The organism is Blautia acetigignens, from assembly GCF_025566865.1.
GTDB classification, from domain to species: Bacteria; Bacillota; Clostridia; order Lachnospirales; family Lachnospiraceae; genus Blautia_A; species Blautia_A acetigignens.
In genome coordinates this window covers 38,859-63,236 of record NZ_JAOQJM010000015.1, presented here as the reverse complement: position 1 = coordinate 63,236, position 24,378 = coordinate 38,859, and the positions used below count along the sequence as shown (strand labels likewise).

The 24,378-nt window shown below is 47.4% G+C and carries 20 protein-coding genes; 6 read left to right on the top strand and 14 right to left on the bottom strand.

Features of this window, described 5'->3' with window-relative positions; translation table 11 throughout:
- Positions 1 to 16: 16 nt before the first annotated feature.
- Both OCV70_RS15280 and OCV70_RS15275 read right to left on the bottom strand, forming a co-directional pair.
- Entirely contained in the window at positions 17 to 1,885 is a 1,869-nt protein-coding gene (locus tag OCV70_RS15280; RefSeq protein ID WP_195587405.1) for a heavy metal translocating P-type ATPase, read from the bottom strand.
- A gap of 225 nt (positions 1,886 to 2,110) precedes the next feature.
- Entirely contained in the window at positions 2,111 to 2,329 is a 219-nt protein-coding gene (locus OCV70_RS15275; protein WP_021925478.1) for a cation transporter, read from the bottom strand.
- 263 nt (positions 2,330 to 2,592) lie between these two features.
- Here OCV70_RS15275 and OCV70_RS15270 point away from each other — a divergent pair, with 263 nt between their 5' ends.
- The gene (locus OCV70_RS15270; protein WP_117854196.1) at positions 2,593 to 3,069 is read left to right on the top strand and encodes a COG2426 family protein; all 477 of its coding nucleotides are present in this window, start codon (positions 2,593 to 2,595) and stop codon (positions 3,067 to 3,069) included.
- Positions 3,070 to 3,149: 80 nt separating this feature from the next.
- Here the strand turns inward: OCV70_RS15270 and OCV70_RS15265 are convergent, their stop codons facing one another.
- Complete coding sequence (locus OCV70_RS15265; protein ID WP_117854195.1) at positions 3,150 to 3,521, bottom strand: PAS domain-containing protein; 372 nt, start codon at positions 3,519 to 3,521, stop codon at positions 3,150 to 3,152.
- Positions 3,522 to 3,860: 339 nt separating this feature from the next.
- On the opposite strand from OCV70_RS15265, the gene pcp reads away from it, so the two are divergent.
- Complete coding sequence (pcp, locus tag OCV70_RS15260) at positions 3,861 to 4,460, top strand: pyroglutamyl-peptidase I (protein ID WP_021925475.1); 600 nt, start codon at positions 3,861 to 3,863, stop codon at positions 4,458 to 4,460.
- 24 nt (positions 4,461 to 4,484) lie between these two features.
- On the opposite strand, the gene OCV70_RS15255 is transcribed toward pcp, so the two are convergent.
- Complete coding sequence (locus OCV70_RS15255; protein ID WP_262579837.1) at positions 4,485 to 5,714, bottom strand: MalY/PatB family protein; 1,230 nt, start codon at positions 5,712 to 5,714, stop codon at positions 4,485 to 4,487.
- Between the two features lie 3 nt (positions 5,715 to 5,717).
- A complete protein-coding gene (locus OCV70_RS15250) occupies positions 5,718 to 6,383 on the bottom strand; it encodes a Crp/Fnr family transcriptional regulator (RefSeq protein ID WP_021925473.1) in 666 nt (221 codons plus the stop codon).
- A gap of 183 nt (positions 6,384 to 6,566) precedes the next feature.
- Here OCV70_RS15250 and hcp point away from each other — a divergent pair, with 183 nt between their 5' ends.
- Positions 6,567 to 8,162, top strand: coding sequence for a hydroxylamine reductase (gene hcp, locus OCV70_RS15245; RefSeq protein WP_262579836.1), 1,596 nt, complete (start codon positions 6,567 to 6,569; stop codon positions 8,160 to 8,162).
- Positions 8,163 to 8,180: 18 nt separating this feature from the next.
- Entirely contained in the window at positions 8,181 to 8,993 is an 813-nt protein-coding gene (locus OCV70_RS15240) for a 4Fe-4S binding protein (protein ID WP_021925471.1), read from the top strand.
- 206 nt (positions 8,994 to 9,199) lie between these two features.
- On the opposite strand, the gene OCV70_RS15235 is transcribed toward OCV70_RS15240, so the two are convergent.
- From OCV70_RS15235 to OCV70_RS15205, 7 genes are all read right to left on the bottom strand, one after another.
- Positions 9,200 to 9,997, bottom strand: coding sequence for an HAD family hydrolase (locus OCV70_RS15235; RefSeq protein WP_186901707.1), 798 nt, complete (start codon positions 9,995 to 9,997; stop codon positions 9,200 to 9,202).
- A gap of 43 nt (positions 9,998 to 10,040) precedes the next feature.
- A complete protein-coding gene (locus tag OCV70_RS15230) occupies positions 10,041 to 10,790 on the bottom strand; it encodes a DeoR/GlpR family DNA-binding transcription regulator (RefSeq protein ID WP_021925469.1) in 750 nt (249 codons plus the stop codon).
- Complete coding sequence (gene ptsP, locus OCV70_RS15225) at positions 10,784 to 12,433, bottom strand: phosphoenolpyruvate--protein phosphotransferase (protein ID WP_021925468.1); 1,650 nt, start codon at positions 12,431 to 12,433, stop codon at positions 10,784 to 10,786. The genes OCV70_RS15230 and ptsP overlap by 7 nt, the downstream gene beginning before the upstream one ends.
- 71 nt (positions 12,434 to 12,504) lie before the next feature.
- Positions 12,505 to 12,762, bottom strand: a complete 258-nt coding sequence (locus tag OCV70_RS15220) for an HPr family phosphocarrier protein (RefSeq protein ID WP_021925467.1) — start codon at positions 12,760 to 12,762, stop codon at positions 12,505 to 12,507.
- Positions 12,763 to 12,901: 139 nt separating this feature from the next.
- Positions 12,902 to 14,815, bottom strand: a complete 1,914-nt coding sequence (locus OCV70_RS15215) for a PTS fructose transporter subunit IIABC (RefSeq protein ID WP_262579835.1) — start codon at positions 14,813 to 14,815, stop codon at positions 12,902 to 12,904.
- Positions 14,816 to 14,835: 20 nt separating this feature from the next.
- Positions 14,836 to 15,744 (bottom strand): 1-phosphofructokinase, encoded by a 909-nt coding sequence (pfkB, locus tag OCV70_RS15210; protein ID WP_173765450.1) that lies wholly within the window; start codon positions 15,742 to 15,744, stop codon positions 14,836 to 14,838.
- A 361-nt stretch (positions 15,745 to 16,105) separates the two neighbouring features.
- Entirely contained in the window at positions 16,106 to 19,810 is a 3,705-nt protein-coding gene (locus OCV70_RS15205) for an ABC transporter ATP-binding protein/permease (RefSeq protein WP_262579834.1), read from the bottom strand.
- Between the two features lie 347 nt (positions 19,811 to 20,157).
- Between OCV70_RS15205 and OCV70_RS15200 the strand changes: the two genes are divergently transcribed.
- A complete protein-coding gene (locus OCV70_RS15200) occupies positions 20,158 to 20,724 on the top strand; it encodes a flavodoxin family protein (protein WP_021925463.1) in 567 nt (188 codons plus the stop codon).
- A gap of 21 nt (positions 20,725 to 20,745) precedes the next feature.
- Entirely contained in the window at positions 20,746 to 22,143 is a 1,398-nt protein-coding gene (locus OCV70_RS15195) for an alanine/glycine:cation symporter family protein (protein ID WP_117854190.1), read from the top strand.
- 118 nt (positions 22,144 to 22,261) lie between these two features.
- On the opposite strand, the gene OCV70_RS15190 is transcribed toward OCV70_RS15195, so the two are convergent.
- Together OCV70_RS15190 and OCV70_RS15185 are read right to left on the bottom strand one after the other, a co-directional pair.
- Positions 22,262 to 22,849 carry a hypothetical protein gene (locus OCV70_RS15190; RefSeq protein WP_243000313.1) on the bottom strand — a complete coding sequence of 196 codons (588 nt, stop codon included), beginning with the start codon at positions 22,847 to 22,849 and terminating at the stop codon, positions 22,262 to 22,264.
- 51 nt (positions 22,850 to 22,900) lie between these two features.
- Positions 22,901 to 24,190 carry a sirohydrochlorin cobaltochelatase gene (locus tag OCV70_RS15185; protein WP_262579833.1) on the bottom strand — a complete coding sequence of 430 codons (1,290 nt, stop codon included), beginning with the start codon at positions 24,188 to 24,190 and terminating at the stop codon, positions 22,901 to 22,903.
- Positions 24,191 to 24,378: the final 188 nt, after the last annotated feature.

Sequence of the window (24,378 nt, the reverse complement as noted above, 5' to 3'; positions counted from 1 at the left end):
GCATCTCTCTGTATCATTAAAGATTCTTTACAAACAATGTGCGGATCGCGTTAAGTACTGCGAGAACCATAACTCCTACATCTGCGAAAATGGCAACCCACATGTTTGCAATACCAAGTGCGCCCAGGATCAGGCAGATCAGCTTGACTCCAATTGCGAAGTAAATATTCTCATATACAATGCGCATGCACTTTCTGGAAATGCGGATGGCTTTGGCGATTTTCACAGGGTCGTCATCCATCAGGACAACGTCGGCTGCTTCAATTGCAGCATCTGATCCGAGAGCACCCATGGCGATTCCGATATCTGCTCTGGAAAGAACCGGCGCATCGTTGATTCCATCCCCAACGAATACCAGCTTCTCTTTCTCAGATTTGTTTGCCAGAAGCTCTTCCACCTTGGCAACCTTGTCTGCCGGAAGAAGCTCACTGTGCACTTCTCCGATTCCAAGCTCTGCTGCCACGGACTCTGCCACATTGCGGGCATCTCCAGTGAGCATAACAGTCTTGGCAACGCCTGCCTTTTTCAGGTTGGCGATGGCCTCTTTTGCATGAGGCTTCAGAATGTCGGAAATCAGGATGTGTCCTGCATATTTGCCGTCAACTGCCATGTGGACAACGGTTCCTACATGATGGCAGTCTTTGTATTCGATGCCAAGACGCTTCATCAGCTTGGCATTTCCGGCTGCGACCTGCACGCCGTCAACCTTCGCGATTACACCGTTTCCGCCGATTTCCTCAATGTCGGTTACACGGTTTCGGTCAATGGGCTTGCCGTATGCTTTCTGAAGGCTTTTGCTGATTGGATGGGAGGAAGAACACTCTGCATAAGCTGCATATTCCAGAAGCTTGGCATCTTCCATCTGGCTGTGATGGATTCCGCTTACCTCGAAGACACCTTTTGTCATGGTCCCGGTTTTATCAAATACTACGATCTTTGCCTGGGAAAGTGCTTCCAGATAGTTGGAACCTTTTACCAGGACACCCTGATTGCTGGCGCCGCCGATTCCTGCGAAAAAGCTAAGAGGAATACTGATGACCAGTGCACATGGGCAGCTGATTACCAGGAAGGTAAGGGCACGGTAGATCCAGTCGCCCCACTCCGGGGAAAGTCCCATGAACAGCATTCTGCAAAGAGGCGGGATGACTGCAAGGGCAAGGGCACTGTAGCAGACTGCAGGGGTGTAATATTTTGCGAATTTGGAAATAAAGTTCTCGGATCTGGATTTCTTGGAACTGGAATTTTCCACAAGATCCAGAATCTTGGAAACGGTGGATTCGCCGAATTCTTTGGTGGTGCGGATTTTCAGCACGCCTGTCATGTTGATGCAGCCGCTGATTACTTCTTCTCCGGCTTTGGCATCTCTTGGAAGGCTCTCTCCGGTCAGGGCGCTGGTGTTTAATGTGGAAGTTCCCTCTTCGATGATTCCATCAATGGGGATTTTCTCACCAGGCTGAACCACGATCACAGTTCCAACCTCAACCTCATCCGGATCAACCTTCTCCAGCTTGCCATCCCGCTCCACATTTGCATAGTCCGGGCGGATATCCATCAGCTCACTGATGTTTCGTCTGCTCTTTCCTACTGCATAGCTCTGGAAAAGCTCGCCAATCTGGTAGAACAGCATAACGGATGTTCCCTCCTGGTAATCGCCCAGGGCAATGGCTCCGATGGTAGCAACTGCCATCAGGAAGTTTTCATCAAATACCTGCCTGTTTTTGATTCCTTTGAACGCTTTTTTCAGAATGTCATAACCGATTACCAGATAAGGAATCATGTACAATGCCATTCGAACATAGCCTTCTACCGGAATAAAACGCAGCAGGATCAGAAGTACAAACGTAATAATGATTCTGATCAGAACTTTTTTCTGCTTCTTATTCATACCATTTCTCATGCCGCCGGGGCATGGCCTCCTTTAATTATTGAAAATTTAGGATTATTTCTGGCCAAAGCTGCCAGTTTATAGGATCGCGGTGATGCATTACCGCGGGATTCATTTTGGAAAAGCCGGACAGCTCACGACTCTGTCCGGCGGTTGCTTCAGAGCATGTGGACCTCTCCAAACCTTCTGGGCATGCTCCGGGCGATTCTGCGTTTCTTTTTCTTCTTATAAGAAGATCTCGCAGTCATCTTCTACTTTCTTGCAGTTCTTCAGGACTTCCTGCATAACTGCCTTCGGCTCCTGTCCATCTTCAAACTCAACGATCATTTTCAGTGTCATGAAGTTCACAGTTGCATTCTTAACACCAGCTGTGTTCTTAGCAGCTTCCTCCATCTTGTTCGCACAGTTTGCACAGTCAACGTCGATTTTGTAAGTTTTTTTCATGGTAGTGATCTCCTTTTTGAAAATGTTCTTTGTTTCATATGAACAATTATTCATATGTTTGTTTTTATTATAGCATGGTTTATTTTGCTGTCAATAGTTTTCTAGGGAAAAACATAAATTTTTCTTAACTTTTTTCTAAATTTTTTCCCTGTTTTGCTCTGTTCAATCGGGGGATTTTCATGTATAATAAACCAGATTGGTTGTTTTTCAGGGAAAGACAACGTATATTGGCATTGAATTGAATTTTAAGAGGAGATTTGCACATGAAAAGTTATCTGATTGTTTTTCTGATTTCTATGGTGCCGCTGATTGAGCTTAGAGGGGCTATTCCTTATGCGGTGGCTTTTGGTATTCCGCTGACTCAGGCTTACATTATTGCGATTATCGGAAACATGATCCCGGTACCCTTTATTTATTTCTTTGCACGCAAGGTGCTGGAATGGGGAAAGGATAAGCCTGTAATCGGACGTTTCTTCACCTTCTGTCTGGAGAAGGGGGAAAAGGGCGGCAAGGCACTTCAGGCAAAGGCGGGCCGGGGACTGTTTCTGGCACTGCTTCTGTTCGTCGGAATCCCGCTTCCGGGTACAGGCGCCTGGACCGGAACTCTGGCTGCCAGCCTTCTGGATATGGATTTCAAGTCCAGCGTTCTTGCAGTTATGCTGGGGGTTCTGCTGGCTGGAATCATTATGGGAGCTGCAAGTGCAGGGCTGTTTGGAGCGCTGTTCGCGGTGTTCAGCTAACTGCGGAAGCCGCATTTCGACGCAAAAAAAGAAAGCATATGAATTTTATCCGTGGGGATAAGTTCATATGCTTTTTTTCATTAAAAATTGTAGAAAGGCTCTTCATCCCTTGTTCGATACTCGTGTTTTTCGTAGTAGCCGATGAGGGTTCCGTTTTCATCTCGAAGCGCAATCATGTATACGTCTTTCGCTTGCTTTTCATTATAGAAAGTGTGGATGCGGTTGTGTTCTTTGCTTTTGCCAAACCAGGCGATGACTTTCTCGATCACCTCCTTGGACTTGGGGTTATGGCAGTTCATAAGACTTTTTCCGATCAGCGCCTCACCGCCCCATTTGTGATAATTGGCGATGGCCTGGGGATTCATGTAGATGATCTCATGAGCCAGATTGCAGATCACCACAGAGGCAGTGTCCTGGTCAATGATGCTTTTGAAATAGGGTGTTAAATTCATTTTGTTCGTTCTCCTGCTGTTATAAATTTTAGTAACTATTCTGCGAGGCAGTATTGTGAAGGTACTGAACAGTTACAAATTTTATTTCTATATCGTACTGCATTTTTGTTCTTCTGTAAACTTTTTTATCAAACATCTAGCCAAAACTGCGTTAGAGCGTATCACCAAAATCATTCCCGCAATCTCTCGCAAATTGTGACGCACATCTTGCAGAAAGCCTTTTGGGGGACATACTCTAAGCCAACACATTTTCAGACAGATTTCGGTTCAAACTTCCCTCCATGTCTGTTATAATATTTTTTACACATCCCAACTACTATTACAGGAGGTTTTACTGCCATGAAAATTCTGCTGACCGCATTTGACCCTTTCGGAGGGGAAACTGTCAATCCGGCGCAGGAAGCGCTGAAACAAATTCAGGCACCAGCCCCGGATATGGAACTTATTAAACTTGTTGTCCCTACCGTATTCGGAGCTTCCACCCAGGCGGTTCATGAAGCCATGGTGCTTCACCAGCCGGATGTTGTCCTTTGCATTGGACAGGCTGGAGGTCGCACTGCCATCACTGTGGAACAGATTGCCATCAATCTCATGGATGCCGCCATCCCGGATAATCAGGGAAACCAACCACATGACGAGCCTGTATTTGCGGACGGCGCGGATGGGTATTTTTCCACGCTTCCTGTCAAGGATATGGTGGCTGCCATCCGTAACGCCGGAATTCCGGCTGCCATCTCTTATTCCGCAGGCACATTCGTGTGCAATCAGCTGATGTATGGTGTTTTGTATCACATTCATCATGAATTTCCCAATACCCGGGGCGGATTCGTCCATGTCCCTTATATTCCGGTTCAGACTTCCACTATGAACCGGCCGACACCAAGTATGGCACTTGAAGATCTTGTACGCGGGCTGGAGGCGGCGCTTCGCGTTTTATGATGTTAGAATGTGTCTCAAAATCATTTACTCCGCATTAAAAACAAACTTATCCAGCCGCTCAAAGGCTTCCTTCACCCGTGACAGCGGCAGAGCCAGGTTCATGCGGATGCCGTACTCCCCGTGGAATGGTCTGCCGTCCTGCCACATGACTCCAACTTCCAGTCCGGCGCGCTCCAGCTCGTCCATATTTTTGCCATGGGCTTTGCACCACTTCTCACAATCCAGGAACAGCATATAAGTTCCCTGAGGCTTGGACACCTCCACCCCATCGAAATGTTCCTTAATATAATCGCATGCAAACTCCACGTTCTCGGTGAGCACCTGGCGAAGTTCATCCACCCACTCATAGCCTTCCGGCTGGTACGCACCAATCAGCGCATACATGGACAGCACATTCATCTCATTATAATGACTCAGGCTGGATTCCTTGTCCACTCTGTCACGCAGCCAGGAATTATAGATAATATGGTAGCTTCCTATCAGCCCGGCCAGGTTAAAGGTTTTGGACGGCGCATACATGGCAATGGTGCGGTTTCTCGCATCCTCAGAAATCATCTGGGTAGGGATATGTTTATTTTCCCCAAGGATCAGATCGGACCAGATCTCATCGGAAACCACATACACATCATGTTTCTTGAAAAGCTCCATAGCTTTTTCCAGTTCCCAACGCTCCCAGACGCGACCTGTTGGATTATGGGGACTGCACATAATGCAGGCGTGAATGTGATTTTCCACAATCTTCTTTTCCATGTCGGCAAAGTCCATGCGCCATACATTTTCCTCGTCTTTTTTCAAAGCACTGTGTACAATGTAGTATCCATTATTAGTAAGAGCCCCGGTAAATCCCACATAAGTTGGAGAATGCACCAGCACGCTGTCCCCTTTTGAGCAAAGCACATTCAGCGCACTGATCACGCCGCCCAGAACGCCGTTCTCATACCCGATACACTCTTTGGTCAGCCCGGTCACCTGGTTTCTGGTCTCCTGCCACTTGATAATTTCCCCGAAATATTCGTCCCTTGGGGAAAAATATCCGAATGCCGGATGGGCCGTTCTCTCCACGACGGCTTTCTGCACAGTGGGCACAGTTGGGAAATTCATGTCCGCAACCCACATAGGGATCCAGTCCATCCCTTCTTTCAGTGTGGCAGCCGCAAAATACTCATGATTAAAGCAGCCCTCCACATAAGGAGCGTCCACTGCAATGGCATCCTTTCCCCTGCGGTCCAAAATACTTGTAAAATCGTACTTCATCTTTTAATCCTCCTGTTCCAGATAATGAATCTGGTTTCTGTTTACTTCAATCATGCCTTCTTTTCGCATTTTCCCAAGCTCATTGGACAGAGCACTTCTGTCCACTCCCAGATAATCCGCAAGCTCCTGCCGGTTAAAGGGAATAATAAACCGACTGCTGCCCTGCTGCACCATCTCCTGGGAAAAATAGGAGATCAGCCTTCCCCGGATGGATTTTGGCGCAGTGTGAAGGCTTCGTCTGGAAAGCTCCAGATTTTTTTTTGCCATGACCATCAGCATGTTGCGGATCAGCTTCTCGTGACAGGGACAGGTATCCGGGCAGGTGCGGAAAATTTTTCCCACTTCAAGGAACAAAATCTGGCAGTCCTCCGCAGCCGTCACCCCTACCAGCAGCTTTTCCCCGGGAATGCAGGCGTAAGTTTCCCCAAACACCTGACCCGGAGCGATCCGGTTCAGAATAGTTTTGTTTCCCATCATATCAATGCTCTCAATATGAACACTGCCTGACAGCACAAGTCCCATAGCTTTCATCTGGTCCCCAACCTGACAGATTACGCTTCCCTTAGGATAGCTTTTTGGCTCCGCATTCAGACAGGAAAGCATATGCTGAGTTTCCTCCGGACTGGTTCCCTGGAAAAGAAATGTTCTGGAAAGAAATTCAAAATTCATTTTTTCTCCTTTTGTTGTTTTAACAACATACTTGTTGTCTGAATTATATTATAGTGCACATGTAAAGTCAAGGACGAAGCAGAAATGGAAAGCTTTTCGTGATTGTTTCCTCTGCTGTCCGCGGCTTTTAACCAGAACTATTCCTTATATAAATATAAAACACTACACAGGAGGTTATCTACTATGGAAAAAAATATGTTTTGTTTTCAGTGTGAGCAGACTGCCGGATGTACTGGCTGTACAGGTGCCAAAGGGGTCTGTGGAAAAACCGCTGACACCGCCCGTCTTCAGGATGAGCTTACCGGCGCGCTGATCGGGCTTGCACACGCGGCAGACGAAAATGCTCCTCTTTCCGATTCCACATGGAAGCTGATGGTGGAAGGACTTTTCGCCACTCTTACCAACGTAAGCTTCGATGACAAAGCCATTGCAGAGCTTACAGACCGTGTCCATCAGGAAAAAGCCCGCCTTCGCCCGGACTGCGGCGGCTGCGCTTCCCCATGCGGACACAATGACGATTACGACATGAACCGCCTTTGGAATGCACAGGAAGATATCCGCTCCCTGAAATCCCTGATTCTTTTTGGAATCCGCGGAATGGCGGCTTACGCTTACCATGCGCTGACGCTTGGATATACCGATCCGGAGGTATATGAATTTTTCGGAAAAGCACTTTTCGCGCTGGGCGAAAACTGGGATATGGACCTGCTGCTTCCCATTGTCATGGAAGTAGGCAAATACAATCTTTCCTGCATGGAGCTTCTGGACCGGGCAAACACCACCACATACGGCACACCTTCCCCGGTGACCGTACCCCTGACTGTGGAAAAAGGACCTTTCATCGTCATCACCGGACATGACCTCCACGACTTGAAACTGCTTCTGGAGCAGACTGAGGGAAAAGGAATCAACATTTACACCCACGGGGAAATGCTTCCCTGCCACGCTTATCCGGAACTGAAAAAATACAGCCACTTAAAAGGAAACTTCGGTACTGCATGGCAGAATCAGCAGAAGGAATTTGCAAATCTTCCGGCGCCGATCCTTTTCACAACCAACTGCCTGATGCCGCCGAAACCAAGCTACATGGACCGTGTCTTTACCACCGGAACTGTAACTTTCCCGGGAACCGTGCATATTGACGGGGAAAAGGATTTCACTCCGGTGATCCAGCGTGCACTGGAGCTTGGCGGATATGAGGAGGATCAGCAGTTTACAGGAATCAATGGCGGCACTTCCCTGACCACAGGCTTTGGACACGGCACTATTCTCGGGGTTGCTGACCAGGTAATCGATGCCGTGAAAAAAGGCGCCATCCGTCATTTCTTCCTGGTGGCAGGCTGTGACGGCGCAAGAAGCGGGCGCAATTATTACACTGATTTCGTGAAGCAGACTCCTGCTGATTCCGTGATCCTTACTCTGGCCTGCGGAAAATACCGTTTCAACGATCTGGATCTTGGAACCATTGGAGGTCTTCCGAGACTGATGGATATGGGACAGTGCAACGATGCTTATGGTGCCATCAAGGTGGCAGTGGCTCTTGCAGAGGCATTTGGATGTGGCGTCAATGAGCTTCCTCTTTCCATGGTGCTCTCCTGGTATGAGCAGAAGGCAGTTTCCATTTTGCTTACCCTGCTGCATCTTGGAATCAAGAACATCCGCCTTGGCCCGACCCTGCCGGCATTCCTTTCCCCAAATGTACTGAATTACCTGGTAGAGAATTTCGGGATTGCGGCGATTACTACACCGGAGGAAGATCTGGCCACACTGCTGGGATAATAACGGAGGAAAAATTTCATGATCAGAAAAATCATTCATATAGATGAAGAAAAATGCAACGGCTGCGGGCTTTGTGCCCGGGCCTGCCACGAAAGTGCCATCGGCATGGTGGACGGAAAGGCGAAGCTCCTTCGGGAGGATTACTGTGACGGTCTGGGGGACTGCCTCCCAGCCTGTCCCACAAATGCCATTTCCTTTGTAGAAAGAGAAGCGGCTGCCTACGATGAAGCCGCAGTTCTGGAAAATAAGAAGAAACTGGAAGCTGCTTCTGCTGCCCCGGCTCACACCGGATGCCCGGGAAGCATGGCAAAACTGCTGCACAGGGGAAATGCGGCTCAGGCAAAATCATCTTCCCTTTTTGGCAGCCGCAGCAATAGCAGTCAGAATACACCTGTTTCCAATCAACAGTTTTCTTCTGATAAAAACATGACTGCAGGCATTCAGCCTGGCTGTAATATGCCGGCAGAATCCCAGCTTCAGCAGTGGCCGGTACAGATTAAGCTTGTACCTGTAAATGCGCCTTACTTTGACGGAGCACACCTTCTCATTGCAGCAGATTGTACTGCCTACGCCTATGCAAATTTCCACCAGGATTTCATTAAGGGAAAGATTACCCTGATCGGATGTCCAAAACTGGATTCTATAGACTACAGCCAGAAGCTTACAGAGATCATCCGCCAGAACGATATTAAGAGCGTGACCATCGTGCGCATGGAAGTCCCCTGCTGCGGCGGAATCCAGCAGGCTGCCGTAAATGCCATGAAAGCAAGCGGAAAATTCCTTCCATGGCAGGTGTATACCATTTCCACGGATGGAAGAATTCTGCCCTGACACGCACCAGGATTCCCCTTTATTCCTCAAACTTAATATCTTAAATTTAAACATGCCCGAATGATGAAACAAGCCCCTCCGAACTGCCTATTATGCAGCCTGGAGAGGGCTTGTTATTCACATACTACAATCACTAATTGAATCGAATTCGATAGGTTTAAAATTCGGATTATAAATTTGTTCCCACAAGCCAAATTATTTAAATTCTACAATTCCAGAATCATCTTCAGCACATTCAGCACGCTGTCCGGACCGGGTTTTTCCAGGACATACTTTGCGGCTTGCTTGGCTTCCTCACGGGCGGTGGTAACGGCGTAGCTTTTGCCTGCTTCGGTGAGCATGCTCACATCATTGCAGTTGTCCCCAAATGCCACCACTTCTTCTTTCTTAGTAATCCCTAGACGAGCACAGAGTTTCTGTAATGCATTTCCTTTTCCGGAATGGATGTCTACAAAATCTACCCAGTAATCCCCAGACGCCATAATCTGAATCCGGTCACCGAAAATTTTCTTGGCTTCCTCGGCGCCTGCCGCAGCATCTACTTTCTCATTGTACATGGCAACCTTGGTCATGGTCTCCGGTGCATGCAATACATCATCTACTTCATTTACATGAAGCTTGTACCCCTCACGCAGCTTCTTCACAAACGCCTGATCCGCACGCTCCACATACGCCTGGGCACTTCCTGCAGTCATAAAGGAGGCATCTTCCTGGCTTCTGACGTATTCCACTACATCTTTCAGAACATCTGCCGGGATTGCCATTTTCTCAATAATCTCTCCCTGGAAGGAAATGATTCCACCGTTTCCTGCAATAAAATAAATATCGTCCTTTACAGGTGCAAAGACTCTGGCAATACTGTCATATTCCCTTCCGCTGACTGCCGCAAAAACGATTCCTTTTGCCTTTAATTTGTGGATAATATCATAAATCTCCGGATTGATATCCATAGTTCCTTCCTGAAGAAGCGTTCCATCCAGATCGGATGCAATTAATTTTATCATTCTTTTCAAGCCTCTTTCGTTTCTTAACACCCTCTGTTATTTTTTATTCCTTCGGCACCTCTACAAGGTTAGAACAGTCCTCATATCCTGCCGGAATCTTATCTGTGATCACGGTGGAACGGTAGAAATCCGCAAAGGTCACAGAACTGATATTGTCAAACTTGGAGCTGTCGCAAAGCACGTAGCACTCCCGGCACTGCTGCATGGCTGCTGACTTTACTGCTGCCTCATTGGCATCCGGGGTGGTGCATCCGCTCTTCTTGGTAATCCCGTTAGTTCCGAAAAATCCCTTGGTAAAATGGTATTCCCGAAGGGTATTCATCGCCTGATTGCCGATTACCGCCTCTGTGGATCCTTTCAATTCTCCTCCTACAAGAAAAACCTTAAAGCCCCTTTCTGCCAGAGACTGGGCATGTGCTACTGCATTGGTGACAAAGACCGCTCTTGTCACCTGGAGAAACTTCAGCATATCTCCGGTGGTGGTTCCTGCATCAATATACACAAAGTCCTCGTCCTGGATCAGACCCGCTGCATATCTTGCAATCCTATGCTTCTCCTCCAGCTTCAGTCCCATTTTCTCTGCTACGGAATATTCGTATGCAGTTACCCGCTCCTTCAATTCCACGGCGCCGCCGAAAACCTTCTCCAGCTTGCCTTCCTTGTCAAGTGCTGTGATATCCCTTCGCACTGTAGATTCTGATGTATCGAGAAGATCCCGCACCTCTGTTACGGTAATGCTTCCCTTTTCCCGCAGAAGCTTCAGGATGATCTCATGCCGTTGCTGTGTTAACATTCTTTTCCCGCCTTATATTCTCCAACATTTGTTTCCAGAATGATCTTGCGGAGCGGCAGAATGCTTCCCGGAGAAACAGAAAGCTCATCCACTCCCATTGCCAGAAACTCTTTCGTAAGTGACTGGTCTGCACCAAGCTCTCCACAGATTCCAGCCCAGATACCAGCCTTATGTGCATTCTCCACAACCATGGAGATCATACGAAGCACTGCCGGATGATGAGGATCAAAGAACGGATCCAGCTGTGGATTCTGACGGTCGATTGCCATGGTATACTGGCTCAGATCATTGGTTCCGATACTAAAGAAATCCACTTCCTTCGCCAGATTATCACTAATGATGGCTGCTGCCGGAGTCTCGATCATAATACCCTGCTCGGGATTGCCAAATTCTACGCCCTGGCTGGTCAGCTCCTGCTTCACTTCTTCCACGATCTTCTTGATCTGGCGTACCTCCTGCACGCTGGTGATCATAGGGTACATAATGGCAATCCTGCCAAATACACTGGCACGGAATAAAGCCCGAAGCTGTGTCTTGAAAATCTCCGGTCTGGTCAGGCAGATACGGATAGCCCTGCAGCCAAGTGCCGGATTCTCCTCATGCTCCATATGGAAATAATCGCACTGCTTATCTGCACCGATATCCAGTGTACGGATAATCACACGTTTCCCCGCCATCGTCTGTGCAACCTGTCTGTAAATCTGGAACTGCTCCTCCTCTGTAGGGAAATCCTCTTTCTCCAGATAGATAAATTCGCTTCTGAAAAGTCCGATTCCGCCTGCATCATTCTGGATCACAGTTGCCAGGTCCTTGATGTTTCCTATATTAGCGTACAACATCACTTTCTGTCCGTCAAGTGTAACATTGTCCTTTCCCTTCAGGGTCTGGAGAAGCTGCTTTCTGGAAAGATCCTCTTCCTGTCGTTTCTTCATTTCCTCAAGAGTCTTCTCATCTGGGTCTACATAGAAGGTACCGCTTGCGCCATCCACAATTCCAAGCTTCCCATCCATCACACTATCAAGAGTCATGGAAGTATTCACAAGTGCAGGGATTGCCATGGTTCTTGCCAGAATAGCAGTATGGGAATTCAGGGAGCCCTTCACTGTGACAAAAGAAAGAACCTTATCCTTGTCCAACTGAACAGTCTCTGAAGGAGCCAGATCCTCTGCTACAATGATCTTTGGCTCGTCTGCGTCCACACTGCCTGTGTCTTCCCCATTCAAGATGGTGAGAAGACGCTCTGAAATATCCCGGACATCTGCAGCACGCTCCCGCATGTAGTCGTCATCCATGGCAGAAAACATCTGTGCGTAATTGTCTCCTGTGGTTGCCACTGCATACTCTGCATTCACGCCCTGGCTGCGGACAATGTTCTCTACGGATTCATTGTATCCGTCATCCTCCATCATCATCTGATGGACTTCAAAAATCGCGGCGTTGGCTTCTCCCACTTCTTTCAAGGCTTTGTCATAGAGGCCTTGGAGCTGGCGGATTCCTTCTGCCTTGGCTTTCCCATAGCGCGCCATCTCCTGATCCGGGTCTTCCACCTTCACGCGCTTTACCTGCTGCTCCTTCTTCTGATATACACTGATCTTACCGATGGCAATTCCGCCAAATACACTTTTTCCGTTATATACCTGCATGTTTTCTCTCCCACAAATACTTGTAAAAAACAGGACATACCCGCAGGTATGTCCGTCTCTTTCGCTGCCTCTTACAGAGTCTCCTGCATGAATTTGCTTACTGCCTCGTATGCGGCATCTTCATCTGCGCCTTCAAATGTAAGGGTGACCTCGTCCCCTTTCTTAACTGCCAGTCCCATCACTCCGAAGATTGCCTTGCAGTTCATAGCCTTGCCGCCCTTGGCGATCTTAATGTCAGAGGAAAAAGCCTTTACTGCCTTTACCAGTTCTCCAGCCGGACGTGCGTGGATTCCTTCCGGATCTGTTACTACATACTTAAATTCTCTCATGATGATTTCCTCCGTTTTTGTAATTTTATTTTTCTGCTATTTCTATAATTTCTTTATATCGACTTCCGGGTTCTCTGTCAACCCAAAAGCTATTTTTTATTATTTAGTTCTGCCTGCGCAGCCGTTATAATTGATAATCTTACGCGTTTTTCTTCTTCAGCAGTCCCAGAAGCACTGCAGAAACTACAGTTCCCACAACCAGTGCCACCAGATACATCACTGCATTTCCCATAACCGGGACTACAAAGATTCCGCCGTGGGGTGCCATTAAGGTACATCCAAATGCCATGGACATGGCCCCTGCAAGACCGGAACCAACGATGCAGGCCGGAAGCACATGAAGAGGATCCGCTGCTGCAAAAGGAATAGCGCCCTCTGTGATAAAGGCAAGTCCCATAATAAAGTTGGTAGGACCGGACTCTCGTTCTTCCTTTGTAAATTTATCCTTAAAAAGGAGAGTAGCAAGTGCGATAGCACATGGCGGAACCATACCGCCTACCATAACGGCTGCCATAATATCATAGTTACCTGCTGCAATCGCTGCAGATCCGAATACATAAGCTGCTTTGTTAAATGGACCGCCCATATCGATTGCCATCATTCCGCCAAGGATCAGACCAAGTACGATCTTGCTGGAGCTTCCCATAGATGTCAGTCCATTATTCAGTGCAGTATTAATACCGCCCATGATCGGCTCAACTACAAACAGCATCAGTAATCCCATTACCAGAATACCAACAACCGGATAGATCAGAACCGGAGCGATTTTCTCAAGGGCTTCCGGAAGCTTCTCGCATGCCTTGCGAAGTCCCAGGATAATATAGCCTGCTGCAAAACCAGCTACCAGAGCACCAAGAAAACCGGATGTTCCATTGGCTGCCATCATACCGCCTACAAAACCAAGTGCAAGAGCCGGTCTGTCACCGATGGCCATAGCAATAAATCCAGCCAGCACCGGAAGCATAAATCCAAATGCCACATCTCCGATCTGCTTGAACATAGCTGCTGCCGGAGTGATGGTACCGAAGTTAGCACGTTCTGCCACATCCAGGGCATTCATATCAACCAGAAGTCCATCGATCAAAAACGCAATGGCAATGAGAATACCGCCGCCAACTACAAAGGGGAGCATATGGGAAACACCGTTCATCAGCTGTGTGTAAAGCTGGTGTCCCACTCCGCCGCCGGACTTGCCGGAGTTCTGCTGGGCAGCTGCTGCATTGCCGCTGTGATAAACAGGGGCATTTCCTGACATGGCAAGCTCGATCAGCTCGTCCGCCTTATTGATTCCATCGGAAACCTGGCGCTGAATCACCTTCTTGCCGTCAAAACGATCCATGGGAACCTGGGCGTCTGCGGCCACAATGATGCAGTCTGCATCCTGAATCTCCTGGGCAGTAAGCACGTTCTTGGCACCGCCGGATCCTCTTGTCTCAATCTTCACAAAGCAGTTCTTCGCCTTGGCTGCCTTCTCAATTCCCTCAGCTGCCATGTAGGTGTGGGCGATTCCGGTGGGACAGGAGGTAACAGCCAGGATCTTAAACTGATCCTCAGAAGCCTCTCCCATGTCTGCCAGACGTTCATCCACACTCTTCTTCTCTTCATCTGCCTGATCAATGATCTGAAGGAATTCCTCCGGTGTCTTCGCAGCGCGAAGGCTGGCAGTAAACTCCTCATCCATCAGCATCATGGAAAGCTTGCTGAGCACATCCAGATGTACATTGTCCTCTGTGTTAGGCGCAGCGATCAAAAACAACAGTGTAACAGGCTCTCCGTCCAGGGAATCAAAATCAACTCCACCCGGAATGACCATGGCTGCAAGGCCCGGCTTATCTACTGCATCACATTTGCCATGAGGAATGGCAATTCCCTCACCGATTCCTGTAGTACTCTCTTCCTCTCTTGCATAAACCTGCTTCCGGTAAGCTGCCTCATCATTAATCTTACCGCTTCTGGTCATAAGTGCCACCGCAGCATCCAGGGTCTGGGATTTGTCTGCGGGAGCAGCATCCAGTGAAATACTTCTCACATCCAGTAAGTCTGTAATTCTCATTTCTACCTTTCCTCCTGATTCTATCCGATGATCTGCTGATAGACAGCCTCAATCTCTTCTCTGGTAGCAAGATTCTCAGAAAATGCGCTGGCACTTCCGGCTGCAATTCCCATGTGGAATGCATACTGATAATCCTGCTTCTCCATGTAGCCTGCCATAAATCCGGCTACCATAGAATCACCGGCTCCGACACCATTGATCAGCTTGCCCTTAGGTGCAGGTTCCTCATAAACCCTTCCATTCTCATCAATCAGAACAGCACCCTCTCCTGCCATGGAAATCAGCACATTCACAGCACCCATCTCCTGCAGCTTCTTCCCGTAAGGAATCACAGACTGGCGGGTATCCAGCTTCACGCCAAAGATTTCTCCAAGCTCATGGTTATTAGGTTTAATAAGAAATGGGTGGTAGGGAAGAACCTTCATGAGAAGATCCCTGGTGGCATCTACCACGATCCGCACTCCTCTGCCATCCAGCATGGCCATAATCTTCTGGTATGCATCGTCCGGCATGGAGGATGGAATGCTGCCGGAAAGGAAAAGCACATCACCCTCTCCAAGCTCTCCCAACTGCTTCATCAGCATGTCTACCTTGTCTGTGCCGATTCTTGGTCCCTGACCATTGATCTCAGTACCATCAATGCTCTTCAGCTTCAGGTTGATTCTGGAAAAGCCCTCCCCCACCTGGATAAAACCATTCTTCACACCCATAGTCTCAAGTCTGCGTATAATCTCATCTCCGGTGAAGCCTGCTGTAAATCCAAGGGCTGTACTCTCGATTCCCAGATTCATAAGAACCGTAGATACGTTAATTCCCTTGCCTCCCGGCAGAAGCATCTCCGAACTGGTACGATTGGTAAGTCCAAGCCGGAAGTCCTCTACCGACACAATATAATCCAGTGACGGATTAAAAGTCACAGTGTAAATCATCTCTGCCTCCTGCTTACTTTTGCTTGTTTTTGATTTGTTGTGCTTATTATACTTTCCGATACGGTCAAAGTCAATCAATCTTTTTCACAAGATTTGACCGTTTGATTTATCACATTTGCACAATTATGAATTATTTTGACTGAATTTGATTTTTCTATGGAATATCATCCAAACGTGAGCAGATACATTTTCCCTGTTCTTTATAGTAGTATCCACAAATCTTTCTTTTTACTCTCAAGCCAGCAAAATCTTTCCCCGGCCAAACACAGGATTGCCCAGAATTCCGGGCGCAAAAAAAGCACAGGAACCAGAATTTTTTCTGATTTCTGCGCTTTTTTATAAAAACTGTCATCTCTGTTTTTTAATCTGTTCGAAGCGCTGTCACCGGATCGCTCTTCGCCGCTTTTCGTGACGGAATCAGACCGCCCAGCAAAGTAAGCACCACGCTTAATCCCACAAGCACCAGCGCTGCCACAGGCGGAAGGGATGCCTTCACGTTCACGCCGTCCGCCAAGGAACGGATTAGGCTGTTGGCTGGAATAAGAAGCAGCAGGGTGATTCCGATTCCCATTGCCCCTGCGCAAAAGCCGATAATAAAGGTTTCCGCATTGAACACCTGAGACACATTGTGTTTGGAGGCACCAATTGCTCTTAGAATACCGATCTCTTTTTTCCGCTCCAGAACACTGATGTAGGTGATAACACCGATCATAATGGAGGAAACCACAAGGGAAATAGCCACAAAAGCAACCAGCACGTAGCTGATAATATTCACAATATCCGTCACAGAGGACATCAAGGTTCCCACAAGGTCCGTATAGGTAATCACCTTCTCATCCTCTCCTGCTGCCTCCATATCTGCATTATACTGATCCAAGATGTTCACGATCTGGGATTTGCACTCGAAATCTTTTGGATAAATATTGATTCCACCTGGAACATTCAGGTCTGCGTATCCAAGCTTTTTCAGATTTCCGTCATAGGAAGCATTTTCATGTGACATCAAAGACATCATCAGCTCGGAAAGGTCATCCTCATTCATATTCATCTGGATGGCATTTGCAAAAGCCTCTGGATCAATGGCAAAGGCATTTTCCATACTGCTTCCCATCTGTCCCATTGCCTGGCTCATGGCTGTGGTAATGCTGGAGGTCACGCTTGTCATCACAGACTGAAGCGCACCCTGCATACTGTCGCTGATGGAGCCCATCATCTGCTCCATGGCAGTCTGGATTCCCTGTGTGAGCTGTGTTTCCACCTGGCTCATCACATCCGTGAATTTCGACTCAATGGCTTTGGTGATGGCATCGGAAAAAGCAGTCATCATATTTGTCATGTAGGTTTCCATTGCAGAGGAAAACTGCTTCTCCGCCTCACTGGTGTCGATCATGGAGGTCAGCCCCTTCATCAGACGGTTCTGTCCATCCTCAGACTGCATATATTCCACAAAATAGGTTCCAAGATTGGCCGGGTCCGGAAGCTGGTTAGCTTTGGCATATTCCGGATAGGCCTGGATCACATCTTTCATAAGAAGCTCTTTGATCTGGTCTGCTGTGATCGTCACCGTCACGCTTCCCTGAATCAGCTCATTGGCCTCCTGCCGGATCTGCTGCTGGATGTCGCTCTGGCTAAGAAATCCCAGAATGCTGGCAGCATCTGCTTTTTCTATTCCATTGGCCCTGGCATATTCCTGGTACTGATTCATCAGCTTCACTGCAGCGGCGATCATTTTTTCTGTGGAAACGTCCACCTTGATATTGTCATTCACCAGCTGCTCAATGTCTGCAGACAGCCTGTCATTTACTTCACTGGAACTAAGAAACTGCTGAATGGCCGACTGCATTTTTGACAGATCCGCCTCCGGCTTATCCTGAATGCTCTCCTGGTATCCTTTCAGAACATCCTTCAGAAGCGCAGTGGCTTTTTCCTCTGTAAAATCAAACTTCACAGACTTCAATGCCTCACTCATATCCGGAACCTGATCTGCTGGAAGTTCCTTCAAAATCTCTTCCGGGTCAATGGCATCGGATAGATCCAGATTCAAGTCTCCAAAGCTGATCAAACTGGAAAAATCAGGCATGCTGCTTTCGGACAGATCCGGCATATCCATGCTCATTCCCGAGAGAGCCATGCTGGAAAGATCCATATTAAAAGCACTTTCATCGATCTGAAAGGCCTCCTTCAGGGCATCCTCATTGATGCCAAAAAGAGATTCCATATTAAATTTGCTTTCCTCCTGGTCTTCCTTCCCAAACGCCTCCCCTGTAAAAACATTGATTTTTTCATTTTCCAGCTGCTGCTTTACAATGTCACTGGACGCTGCCTTTTGGATCACATGTCTGGTAAGTGCCGGCGTATAGCCAATTCCTGCTGTGAGCATAGATGCTGTGGCACCTTCTGCAGGCTGTACGATTCCTACAATAGTAAGGTCCTCCCCATCTGCCACCAGTTTTTTCATGTAAGCACTGTTGTCAGATTTGTCCTTCCAGACCTTGTATTCTGAATCATATTCGTAATAATCCGTACTGTTTACAAGCTTGAAGCTGGTTCCGAGAATCTGATCACAGGAATAGGTTTCTCCATTCTCTGGCGCCTCAACTGCTTCCTCTGCCATAAATTTCTGCACCATATCATCCAGCTCTTTACTGTCCCGAAGGCCCAGTGTGTACTGGAGAAAATCGCTGATATCTCCATGTGAGGTAAGCACCAGCACACATTCCTGGTAATTTTCCGGCCATCTGCCGGCTTTCACATCATACTGATTTTTGTACAATTCTTCATTCTCCGGCATTTCGTAGAACACATCTGTACTCATGGTAGAAGACATAATGCTGTTGGAGGAACCGGAGCCAAGACCCATTGAGGAAAAGGATTTGTCCGGATTTACCTGGCGGATGCCGTTTTTTTCCTGGCGGAAAATCTGCGGGGAAACTAAATAGCTGTATTCCACAGAATTAGCATACTGGTCCACCTGACTTTCGTCACTGTCCAGAAACGTTTTCAGAGATTCCAGATCATTGGAATTCATCTTGGAAAACATATTGGTGACCATCTGCGCCACCCCTACCTCTCCTTCTTTTTTCTCACTCTGGGCAGACGCCGCCCCCATCATCATGGAAGTCAGATCCACCCCTGTGCTCTGAATCTGCAGAGGATACTCGGAAAGGGTCTCCTCCTCCATGTCTGTGATGTATTTGTCTACGCCATTAGATATGGAAAGAATCAGGGCAATTCCGATGATGCCGATAGAGCCGGCAAAGGAAGTGAGAAGGGTTCTTGCCTTTTTTGTCTTCAGGTTCTGAAAGCTAAGAGACAATGCAGTGAAAAAAGACATAGAGGATTTTCCCATGTTCTTGTGAACAGGTGCTGCCATCTGCTTTGTATCCATCTCAAAGGGATCTGTATCTGACAGGATTTTTCCATCCTTCACAGTCACGATTCTGGTTGCGTAAAGCTGGGCAAGCTCTGGATTGTGGGTTACCATTACTACAAGGCGCTCCTTTGCAACCTCTTTCAGAAGCTCCATAACCTGAACGCTGGTATCAGAATCCAAGGCCCCTGTCGGTTCATCCGCGAGAAGAATCTCCGGGTCATTGACCAGGGCACGGGCAATGGCTACTCGCTGCATCTGTCCGCCGGACATCTGACTGGGACGCTTGTGAAGCTGGGCACCAAGCCCCACTTTCTCAAGAGCTTCTTTGGCTCTGCGCCGTCTCTCGTTTTTGGAGACGCCGGAAATGGTCAGAGCAAGCTCCACATTGGCCAGCACAGTCTGATGGGGAATCAGGTTATAGCTTTGAAAAACAAAGCCAATGGTGTGATTTCTGTAGGAATCCCAATCCCTGTCCTTATATTTCCTGGTGGAAATTCCATTGATGATCAGGTCTCCGCTGTCGTAACGGTCCAGGCCACCGATAATATTCAAAAGGGTGGTCTTGCCAGAACCGCTTGGACCTAAAATTGCCACAAATTCATTGTCCCGAAGGCTAAGACTCACTCCGTCCAGGGCTCTTTGCACCAGATTTCCGGTTCTGTATTCTTTATGTATGTCTTTAATCTGAAGCACTTGCAAATTCCTTTCTGCTGTTTATATGGTATGAGTGTCAAAAGGTCTTTTGGCACTCATTTGATCCCCGGATTGCTACGCAGCTACGCTGCTCCCGCAATCCTCCAAATATTCGAAATCCGCTGATTTACTGCGTAAATCGCTACTTTCTCATATTTGGCGTGTCCCAAGTTCAAACGCCTTATCGTGCAAGCACGAACGGCTTTTTGACCTTTTGACACTGGTATCATTTAATTTTTCTATTATATCCTGTAAATGTGAATATACTGTGTCTTGAAATTGAACCACGCCTATCGTATAATAAAGAAATATATTAACGCTTTAGCGAGATGAAAGGATGAAAGAACATGAAGGTTTTACTTTTAAACGGCAGCCCGCGTAAGGAAGGCTGTACCTTCACTGCACTTAGTGAGGTTGCAAAGACTCTGAATCAGAACGGAATTGATACCGAGATTTTCCAGGCAGGAGATCCTGATAAAGATAACGTAAAAGCGGCGGCGGCGAAATTAAAGGAGGCAGATGCTCTGGTTGTAGGTTCCCCGGTATACTGGGCTTCCCCCACAGGACAGATTATTGAGTTCATGGATAAGCTCTGCTCCATGGCAGGCAAAGACATGCTTCACAAGCCGGCTGCAGCAGTTGCCTCTGCAAGAAGAGCCGGAACTACTGCTACCCTGGATGTGCTTCAGAAATATTTCAGCTATCACGAGATGCCGGTTGTATCTGCAAACTACTGGAATATGGTACACGGCAATACTCCGGCAGAGGTACAGCAGGATGAAGAGGGATTACAGATCATGCGTACCCTGGGAAGCAATATGGCATGGCTTCTGAAATGTATCGAAGCAGGGAAAGCGGCGGGAATTACCACTCCACAGGCGGAGGATAAGATCAAAACAAACTTTATCCGATAAAAAACTTAAGAGAGGTATTTTATGCTGCAGATTATCGAAACCATTAATACAGCTGTCAATAATTTTATCTGGGGAGTTCCTGCAATGGTCTGTATTTTCGGCGTCGGACTTTACCTTAGCATCCGCACCGGTTTTCTTCAGATCCGCAAGTTCCCCTATGCGATCCGCACTACTCTTGGACGTATTTTCCGCAAGCGCAGCGCTTCCGACGGCGCTATCACTCCTTTCCAGGCTGTGTGTACGGCTCTTGCCGCCACAGTAGGTACCGGAAATATTGCCGGCGTGGCAGGTGCCATTGCCATCGGCGGACCCGGTGCTATTTTCTGGATGTGGGTCTCCGCACTTTTCGGAATGTGTACCAAATTCGCAGAGGTTACCCTTGCCGTTCATTTCCGTGAGATCAATGCAAACGGGGAACTGGTAGGAGGACCGATGTACTACATCAAAAACGGTCTTGGCAAAAAATGGAACTGGCTGGCTTATCTGTTTGCGGCCTTCGGCGTTCTCACCGTATTCGGAACAGGCAATGCCACACAGGTAAATACCATTACCACAGCTATTAACTCCGCACTTTTAAATTATAACATTATTAGCGAAAGCGCAGTTTCCACATCCAATCTGATCATCGGTATTGTGATCGCCATTCTGATCGCCATGATCCTTCTTGGTGGAATCAAGCGTATCGGCCAGGTAACAGAAAAGCTTGTTCCGTTTATGGCACTGCTTTACATTCTTCTTGGACTTGGAGTAATTCTTCTGAACATCCAGAATGTTCCGTCCGTATTTGTTTCTATTTTTAAGGGAGCTTTCCAGCCCTCCGCTGTAACCGGCGGTATTATCGGAAGCATGTTCCTCAGTATAAAAAAGGGTGTTTCCCGTGGTATCTTTTCCAATGAAGCCGGTCTTGGTACCGGATCCATTGCACATGCATGTGCAGATACCAAGAAGCCGGTAAAGCAAGGTATGTTCGGAATTTTTGAAGTATTTACAGATACCATCGTCATCTGTACTCTGACTGCACTTGTTATTCTGTGCAGCGGCGTTCCCATCACTTACGGAGAAGCCGCAGGTGCTGAGCTGACCATCCTTGGATTTACTTCTACATATGGAAACTGGGTATCCATTTTCACTGCAGTTGCAATGTGCTGCTTCGCTTTTTCCACAGCACTTGGATGGGGCCTTTACGGTGCACGCTGTATCGAATTCCTGTTTTCCGAAAAAGTAATCAAACCATTTATGGTTGTCTATGCTCTGGTTGCTATCCTTGGTGCCACTGCAAATCTTGGATTGATGTGGAATATTGCCGAAACCTTTAACGGTCTTATGGCAATCCCCAACCTGATTGCATTATTCCTGCTCTCCGGAACAGTTGTAAGACTGACAAAGGAATACTTTGCAGGAGAGGGAAAAGAAAATTAAAACAGATATATAAAAAGACAGGCTTCCCGGAATCAATATCATTTAACAGAAATGATATTGCCCGGGGCCTGTCTTTTTATAAGAAATATTGTAAGGGTTTACTTGTTAGCTGTGAAAATCAGTTTTTGGAATCCTCTGCTTCTTTTGCTTCAGCATCTGCTGTCTCGCTGTCATCCTCACCGATCACTACTGCGTTTTTCTCTTCCTCAGTCTGCTCTTTTGCATCTTTTACGCTGACCTTATGATCATACCATTTACCCTTTTTGCCAAGGATGGCAAGGTCAAACTCTTCGTCCAGCTTCTCAACCGGAACATTGAAGCCGTAAACCTCCTCTGACATTCCGTCACTGTAGGTAACAGTATCTGTAGTAGGCTGGATCAGTTCAGCTCCATCCTTCTGTGCGTCCTCAGCTGTTCCAAGGAAAAGATTTACGATATTCTTGGAGACAAGTGTAATATGAACGGTCATTTTGCCATCCTTCACTGTAAGAACTGCTCTTCCATTGCATGCCTCATTTACATGGAACATGCCGCTGTCTGTGTCAAATTCCACACCGTATACGCCGTCTTCAAGCTCAGCTTCTGCGGTGTCCTCTGCTTTGGCAGCTTCTGTCTGTGCCGCTTCAGCCCATACAGGTGCAACACTTCCTGCTGTCATAGTGGAAATACTTACTGCTGATAATAAAATGACTAATGAACGTTTCATAATAACTTTTCTCCTTACTTTTTGATGAATTGAAAATAAAACATCAACAGATTATTTTGCAATAGAATCAATTGCTTCCTGAGTATGCTCTACATAAAGCTGCTCAACTGCATCAATTCTTCCAAGTCCTTCGATCTGGCAATCGATCTCATCGAACTCTCCGGAAGCCTCGAACATGCTCTTCCAGGAATCCTCATCGTCACCGGCCATATCGTTGTTTGCATGGTCACCTGCAACAACCATAAGCGGACGAAGAACAACCTTCTTGAAGCCTGCATCTTTTACTTTGTCGATTACAACATCGCAAGCGGTATCTTCCGGCTCACCCTCTACAGTACCGATGAATGCGTTTGTAAATCCAAGCTTCTCCATCTGTGTCTGCATCTGGTTGTATGTAACATTTGCTGTGTGAGAGGTTCCGTGTCCCATGAATACGAATGCGGTTCCATCCTCAGCAGCAGCTTCCATGCTGTCATATCCTGCGCTCTTTACAGCTGCATCTGTAACTGCCTGTGCAACAGCAGCCTTGTCTTCGTTGATAGCAGTAGCGTCTGATCCAACCTCACCAAGCATTGGCTCAGCGATTGCTACAGACTCAAATTTATCTTTGTACTCATCGATAGCTTCTACCATCTCATCGTACTCTGCACCGTGCATAAGGTGTGTAGGCTGAACAACCAGATTCTTAACACCGTTTGCTACTGCACGGTCAAGTGCCTGCTGCATGTTGTCGATGTGCTCATCATCTCTTGCCTGTACATGGTTGATGATGATCTGAGCGGTAAATGCTCTTCTTACAGACCAGTCCGGGAAAGCTTCTGCAAGAGCATCCTCGATTCCTTTGATATCCTCAACACGGCTGTCGTTGAAGGAAGTACCAAAGCTTACTACAAGAAGCTCGTTCTCACCGATCTCATCCTGGTTACGAGGATCATCCTTGGAAGCATCTCCTGTATCGCGTCCGAAATATTCCGGGCTTGCTTCTTCTCCCTCTACCAGCTCTTTCTGAGCGTCTGTCAGAGCATCCCATGCTTCCTTAGCTTCCTTGCACTGTGCATCTGTGTCGTCTGTTCTCTCCTGAACATAGATTGCATCGATAAGTGCTGCAACTTTATCAGCTGCCTCCTGATCTGCGTCAGATGCCTCTGCATCATCTGCTGTCTCAGTGTCATCTGCTGCCTCAGCGTCATCTGCTGCTTCTGCATCGTCTGCGTCATCTGCTGCTTCGTCAGTTGTCTCCTCTGTTGCTTCCTCTGCAAATGCAACAGTTCCTGTTGCTGCAGTCATGCTTGCTGCCATGGATGCTGCAAGAAGCAGTGCTAATAAAGATTTTCTTTTCATTTCTTTTTCCTCTTTTTTCCTGTATTTCCGGATTGAATTATGTATAAGGACACGGCCCGGCAGGGCTTTTTCTACGGCAGGAAGCTTCTGTGATTCCTGCTTTGTAAAAAAGCAGCTGCAAACTCTGCAGCTGCACTTTCCTCATAAACACATTTCCTCCAAACAGGATTACAATGATATGAACGTCA

Excerpts from the sequence above, each read along its gene's own strand:
- OCV70_RS15270 (WP_117854196.1), top strand. The coding sequence starts at position 2,593 with ATGAAAAGTTATCTGATTGTTTTTCTGATTTCTATGGTGCCGCTGATT.
- OCV70_RS15230 (WP_021925469.1), bottom strand. The coding sequence starts at position 10,790 with ATGTTAACACAGCAACGGCATGAGATCATCCTGAAGCTTCTGCGGGAA.
- OCV70_RS15240 (WP_021925471.1), top strand. The coding sequence starts at position 8,181 with ATGATCAGAAAAATCATTCATATAGATGAAGAAAAATGCAACGGCTGC.
- OCV70_RS15195 (WP_117854190.1), top strand. The coding sequence starts at position 20,746 with ATGCTGCAGATTATCGAAACCATTAATACAGCTGTCAATAATTTTATC.
- OCV70_RS15215 (WP_262579835.1), bottom strand. The coding sequence starts at position 14,815 with ATGAGAATTACAGACTTACTGGATGTGAGAAGTATTTCACTGGATGCT.
- pfkB (WP_173765450.1), bottom strand. The coding sequence starts at position 15,744 with ATGATTTACACTGTGACTTTTAATCCGTCACTGGATTATATTGTGTCG.
- OCV70_RS15250 (WP_021925473.1), bottom strand. The coding sequence starts at position 6,383 with ATGAATTTTGAATTTCTTTCCAGAACATTTCTTTTCCAGGGAACCAGT.
- ptsP (WP_021925468.1), bottom strand. The coding sequence starts at position 12,433 with ATGCAGGTATATAACGGAAAAAGTGTATTTGGCGGAATTGCCATCGGT.
- OCV70_RS15190 (WP_243000313.1), bottom strand. The coding sequence starts at position 22,849 with ATGAAACGTTCATTAGTCATTTTATTATCAGCAGTAAGTATTTCCACT.
- hcp (WP_262579836.1), top strand. The coding sequence starts at position 6,567 with ATGGAAAAAAATATGTTTTGTTTTCAGTGTGAGCAGACTGCCGGATGT.
- OCV70_RS15235 (WP_186901707.1), bottom strand. The coding sequence starts at position 9,997 with ATGATAAAATTAATTGCATCCGATCTGGATGGAACGCTTCTTCAGGAA.
- OCV70_RS15185 (WP_262579833.1), bottom strand. The coding sequence starts at position 24,190 with ATGAAAAGAAAATCTTTATTAGCACTGCTTCTTGCAGCATCCATGGCA.
- OCV70_RS15255 (WP_262579837.1), bottom strand. The coding sequence starts at position 5,714 with ATGAAGTACGATTTTACAAGTATTTTGGACCGCAGGGGAAAGGATGCC.
- OCV70_RS15200 (WP_021925463.1), top strand. The coding sequence starts at position 20,158 with ATGAAGGTTTTACTTTTAAACGGCAGCCCGCGTAAGGAAGGCTGTACC.
- pcp (WP_021925475.1), top strand. The coding sequence starts at position 3,861 with ATGAAAATTCTGCTGACCGCATTTGACCCTTTCGGAGGGGAAACTGTC.
- OCV70_RS15220 (WP_021925467.1), bottom strand. The coding sequence starts at position 12,762 with ATGAGAGAATTTAAGTATGTAGTAACAGATCCGGAAGGAATCCACGCA.
- OCV70_RS15280 (WP_195587405.1), bottom strand. The coding sequence starts at position 1,885 with ATGAATAAGAAGCAGAAAAAAGTTCTGATCAGAATCATTATTACGTTT.
- OCV70_RS15275 (WP_021925478.1), bottom strand. The coding sequence starts at position 2,329 with ATGAAAAAAACTTACAAAATCGACGTTGACTGTGCAAACTGTGCGAAC.
- OCV70_RS15265 (WP_117854195.1), bottom strand. The coding sequence starts at position 3,521 with ATGAATTTAACACCCTATTTCAAAAGCATCATTGACCAGGACACTGCC.